The 5,175-nt window shown below is 69.7% G+C and carries 3 protein-coding genes; all 3 read right to left on the bottom strand.

What is annotated here, in order from left to right; translation table 11 throughout:
* Positions 1-3,305, bottom strand: a 3,305-nt coding sequence (gene carB, locus ACLN58_RS17425) for a carbamoyl-phosphate synthase large subunit (protein WP_415856510.1), incomplete at its 3' end; no start/stop codon positions are given.
* A complete protein-coding gene (gene carA, locus ACLN58_RS17420; protein WP_415856511.1) occupies positions 3,306-4,523 on the bottom strand; it encodes a glutamine-hydrolyzing carbamoyl-phosphate synthase small subunit in 1,218 nt (405 codons plus the stop codon).
* Positions 4,524-4,535: 12 nt separating this feature from the next.
* Positions 4,536-5,069, bottom strand: coding sequence for a hypothetical protein (locus ACLN58_RS17415; protein ID WP_415856509.1), 534 nt, complete (start codon positions 5,067-5,069; stop codon positions 4,536-4,538).
* Positions 5,070-5,175 lie beyond the last annotated feature (106 nt).

The raw sequence follows: 5,175 nt of genomic DNA, 5'->3' as shown, positions 1-5,175 counted from the left end.
GCCGCGCCCTCGCGCAGCCGGGCCGCGTGCTCCTGGAGGCTCGTGACGCCCCACTCGAACTGGCGCATGGCCTCGATCGCGAGCACCGCGAAGTTGAACTCCGCGACCGTCGTGATGCACGGCTTGCCGTTCGACGTCGCGGCGGCCCGGATCTCGTAGCCGTCGCCGCGCGCATCGCCGCCCGAGGGCGTGTTGAACACCATGTCGATCTGGCCGTCGTTGATGAGGTCCACGATCGTGCCCTGGCCGCCATCCACACCGGCAGGGCCGGGACCCTCGCCGACCTTGCGGACGACCGTCGCCTGGATTCCGTTGCGGCGGAGTACCGCCGCGGTGCCGCCCGTCGAGACAATCTCGAAGCCGAGGTCCGCGAGCTTCTTGACGCCGAGGATCACCGAGCGCTTGTCCCGGTTCGCGACCGAGATGAAGGCACGGCCCGAAGTTGGGAGCGCGTTGTTCGCAGCCGCCTGGCTCTTCGCGAACGCCGTGTCGAAGTGCTTGTCGATGCCCATGACCTCGCCGGTCGAGCGCATCTCGGGGCCGAGCAGGCTGTCCACGACCGTGCCCTCAGGGGTCCGGAAGCGGCTGAACGGCAGGACGGCCTCCTTGACGGCGACCGCCGCGTTCGGGCTGATCTCGGCGCCGTCGCCCGTCTCGGGCAGCATGTGGTAGGCCGTGCGCAGCTGGTGGATCGTCACGCCGGTGCCGATGAGCGCGGCGGCCTTCGCGAGCTGCACGCCCGTGGCCTTCGAGACGAACGGGACCGTGCGGGACGCGCGCGGGTTCGCCTCGAGGACGTAGAGGACGTCCGCGGCGAGGGCGAACTGGATGTTGATGAGGCCCCGGACGCCGACGCCCTCGGCGATCGCGGTCGTCGCCTTCCGGACGCGCTCGAGCACGTTTGTGCCGAGCGTGACGGGCGGGAGGACGCACGCCGAGTCGCCCGAGTGGATCCCGGCCTCCTCGATGTGCTCCATGACGCCGCCGAGGTAGAGCTCGCGCCCGTCATAGAGCGCGTCCACGTCGATCTCCACCGCGTCCTCGAGGAAGCGGTCGATCAGCACGGGGTGGTCCGGGGTGATTTCGGTCGCGTTCTCGATGTAGCGGCGCAGGTTCGCCTCGTCGTAGACGATCTCCATGCCGCGGCCGCCCAGCACGTAGGACGGGCGGACCAGGACGGGGTAGCCGATCTCGTCCGCGATGCGCTTGGCCTCGTCGAAGGAGACGGCCGTACCGTTCTTCGGCGAGACGAGGCCCGCGTCGTCGAGCACCTTCGCGAACGCGCCGCGGTGCTCCGCGAGGTCGATCGCCTCCGGCGACGTCCCGAGGATCGGCACGCCGGCGTCGGCGAGCTGCTGCGCGAGCTTGAGCGGGGTCTGCCCACCGAGCTGGACGAAGACGCCCATGACGCCGCCCGTGCGCTCCTCCGCCGCGATGACCTCGAGCACATCCTCGAGCGTGAGCGGCTCGAAGTAGAGGCGCGTCGAGACGTCGTAGTCGGTCGAGACCGTCTCGGGGTTGCAGTTGACCATGACCGTCTCGTAGCCCGCCTTGCGCAGGGCCATCGACGCGTGGACGCACGAGTAGTCGAACTCGATACCCTGGCCGATCCGGTTCGGGCCCGAGCCGAGGATCACGATCGACGGCTTCGAGTGGAGGCCGACCTCGTCCTCCTCGTCGTAGGAGGAGTAGTGGTATGGCGTGTACGCCGCGAACTCGGCCGCGCACGTGTCAACGGTCTTGTACACGGGACGCACGCCAAGGGCCTGGCGCACGCCGCGCACCACGTCCTCCGAGTGGTGCGTGAGGGCGCCGATCTGCTCGTCCGAGAAGCCGTGGCGCTTCGCGAGGCGCAGCAGGTCCTCCGTGAGCACGCTCTCCGAACGGATCTCCCTCGCGACCTCGTTGAGTAGCTGGAGCTGGTCGAGGAACCACGGGTCGATGCCCGTTGCCGCGTAGAGCTCGTCAACGCTCGCGCCGCCGAGCAGAGCGCGCTGGACCTGGCTCAGGCGGTCGGTCGTGGGGCGCTTGGACTGCTCGACGAGTTCCGGAACGTCCCACTCAGGCACGGGCGTGAAGTCGAGCTGGGCGCCGCGCTGCTCGAGCGAGCGGAGGGCCTTCTGGAGCGCTTCGGTGAAGTTGCGGCCCAGGGCCATGGCCTCCCCCACGCTCTTCATGGTCGTGGTGAGCGTCGGATCCGCGGCCGGGAACTTCTCGAACGCGAAGCGTGGAACCTTGACCACCACGTAGTCGAGCGTCGGCTCGAAGCTCGCGGGCGTCTTCTGCGTGATGTCGTTCGGGATCTCGTCGAGCGTGTAGCCGAGCGAGAGCTTCGTGGCGATCTTCGCGATCGCGAAGCCCGTGGCCTTCGAGGCGAGCGCCGAGGAGCGGGAGACGCGCGGGTTCATCTCGATGACGATCACGCGCCCGGTCTTCGGGTCGACGGCGAACTGGATGTTGCATCCGCCGGTGTCCACGCCGACTTCGCGGATCACGGCGATCGAGACGTCGCGCAGCTTCTGGTATTCGCGGTCCGTGAGCGTGAGCGCGGGGGCCACGGTGATCGAGTCGCCCGTGTGGACGCCGACCGGGTCGAAGTTCTCGATCGAGCACACGACCACGACGTTGTCGTTCTTGTCGCGCATCATCTCGAGCTCGTACTCCTTCCAGCCGAGGATGCTCTCCTCGAGGAGCACCTCGGTGGTCGGGCTGTAGAGCAGGCCCTGGCCCACGATCCGGCGGAGGTCCTCCTCCGTGTACGCGAAGCCCGAGCCGAGGCCGCCCATCGTGAACGACGGGCGCACCACGACGGGGTAGCCGAGCCGCTCGGCCGCGCCGAGGGCCTCGTCGATCGTGTGCACGATCTCGCTGCGTGCCGACTCGGCGCCGCAGCGCTCGACCACGCCCTTGAACTTCTCGCGGTCCTCGCCGAGCTCGATCGCCTCGATGTTCGCGCCGATGAGCTCGACGCCGTACTTCTCGAGCACGCCGTTCTTGTCGAGCGCGATCGCGGTGTTGAGCGCGGTCTGGCCGCCAAGGGTCGGAAGAATCGCGTCGGGGCGCTCCTTCGCGATGATCTTCTCGACGACCTCGGGCGTGATCGGCTCGACGTACGTCGCGTCCGCGAACTCGGGGTCGGTCATGATCGTGGCCGGGTTCGAGTTGACGAGGATCACGCGCAGGCCCTCCTCCTTGAGGACGCGGAGGGCCTGCGTGCCCGAATAGTCGAACTCGGCGGCCTGCCCGATGACGATCGGGCCAGAGCCGATGACGAGGACGCTCGTGAGATCTGTACGCTTCGGCATTTAGTTCGCTCCCTCACTCGGTGCGTCGTTCGTGGTCTGGGCGGCGTCGCCCGCGGACTTCTGGGCGTCCATGAGGTCGATGAACCTGTCGAACAGGTACGCGGCGTCGTGCGGGCCGGCCGCGGCCTCTGGGTGGTACTGGACCGAGAACGCCGGGATGTCGAGGCACGCGAGGCCCTCGACGACTTCGTCGTTGAGGCTCACGTGGCTCACCTCGACGCGCCCGTACTGCGACTCCGGCGCGTTCGTGGGTCCGTCGAGCGGCGCGTCGACGGCAAAGCCGTGGTTCTGCGACGTGATCTCGACCTTGCCGGTCCGGCGGTCCATGACCGGCTGGTTGATGCCGCGGTGCCCGTACCGGAGCTTGTAGGTCCCGAAGCCGAGCGCGCGGCCCAGGATCTGGTTGCCGAAGCAGATGCCGAAGTACGGGATCTTCTCGTCGAGCACGGAGCGCAGCAGCGCGACCTGCGCGTCCGCCGTCGCGGGGTCGCCCGGGCCGTTCGACATGAAGAAGCCGTCGGGCTCCACGGCCTTGACGTCCTCGAGCGTCGACGTGGCCGGCAGGACGTGCACGCGCACGCCGCGTTCGGCGAAGCGGTGCGGGGTCATGGCCTTGATGCCGAGGTCGATCGCGGCGATCGTGAACCGGGGCTCACCCTCCCAGCCGTGCTCGGCCGGCTCGACCGTGTAGACGGCGTCCACGCTCACCTCTTCCGCGAGGCGCGAGCCCTCCATGGTCGCGCTCGCGAGCACCTCGTCGAGGAGCTCCCTGTCGGTGCGCTCGGCGGCGGGGCCGGAGAAGATTCCGGCGCGCATGGTGCGGTGCTCGCGCAGGTGCCGCGTGATGGCGCGCGTGTCGACGCCCTGGATGCCGACGATCCCCTGCCGCTCGAGCTCGTCGTCGAGGCTTCCCTCAGAGCGCCAGTTCGACGCGCGGCGCGCGGGGTCGCGGACCACATAGCCGGCCACCCAGATGCGGCGCGACTCGGGGTCCTCGGTGTTGACGCCCGTGTTGCCGATGTGCGGCGCGGTCTGGACGACGATCTGGCGGTCGTAGGACGGGTCCGTCAGGGTCTCCTGGTACCCCGTCATACCGGTCGCGAACACGGCCTCGCCGAGGCTCGTGCCGACGGCACCGTAGCTGCGGCCGCGGAACACGCGGCCGTCCTCGAGCACGAGCACCGCCGGCGTGCTTCTCTTCGTCGCCGACATTCCCATTTCAGTCACTGTTCACTCTTCTTCCTGGTCCTGCGGGAGGCCGGTGTCGCCGGGACGCCCTGAACTCATGAGGTCTTCGATCGCTGCCTTGAGGGCAGTCTTGTCTTCGGGGACGCGCGTGCGGAAGCCCGTGTCCACGGCGTGGTCGCCGAGCCGCCAGCCCAGCACCACGAGGCCGTCGCGCTCGACGAACTTCCCGGCCATCCCGCTCTCGAGGCGCACCTCGTCGATGCTGCCCGCGGGGACCCACAGCGGTCCCGAGCCGGCCCGCTCGAAGAGGACGCCGCCGTCGTACACGGCCGCGTCGGCCTTCGTCCGGAGGCCGAGGCCATGGACCGCGAGCCGGTCCAGCCAATCGCCCGCCGTCGTCGTCGTGACGTACTGGCCTTCGGTGCGGTAGCGCTCGGGACCCGGGTCGTCGGGCGTGGCCTGCGGGGCGGGCACCTCGGCCTGCCGTCGCTGGCGTCCGCGCCAGCCCACCCAGAGGAGGACGGCGAGGGCCACCGCGAGCCCGAGCATGACGAGCGCCGGGATGGTGCGGTCCATCAGCACTCCCCCGCGGCGACCGCGTCCGGGTGCGGCGCGTTGAGCGCCCCGTCGAGGACCGTCGGGTGGCCCCGGAAGAACGTCGCGACGACCCGGCCGGGCAGCT

The organism is Sinomonas sp. G460-2 (assembly GCF_047759905.1).
Taxonomy (GTDB): domain Bacteria; phylum Actinomycetota; class Actinomycetes; order Actinomycetales; family Micrococcaceae; genus Sinomonas.
This window is presented reverse-complemented; position numbering and strand designations above follow the sequence as displayed.

Excerpts from the sequence above, each read along its gene's own strand:
- ACLN58_RS17415 (WP_415856509.1), bottom strand. The coding sequence starts at position 5,069 with ATGGACCGCACCATCCCGGCGCTCGTCATGCTCGGGCTCGCGGTGGCC.
- carA (WP_415856511.1), bottom strand. The coding sequence starts at position 4,523 with ATGGGAATGTCGGCGACGAAGAGAAGCACGCCGGCGGTGCTCGTGCTC.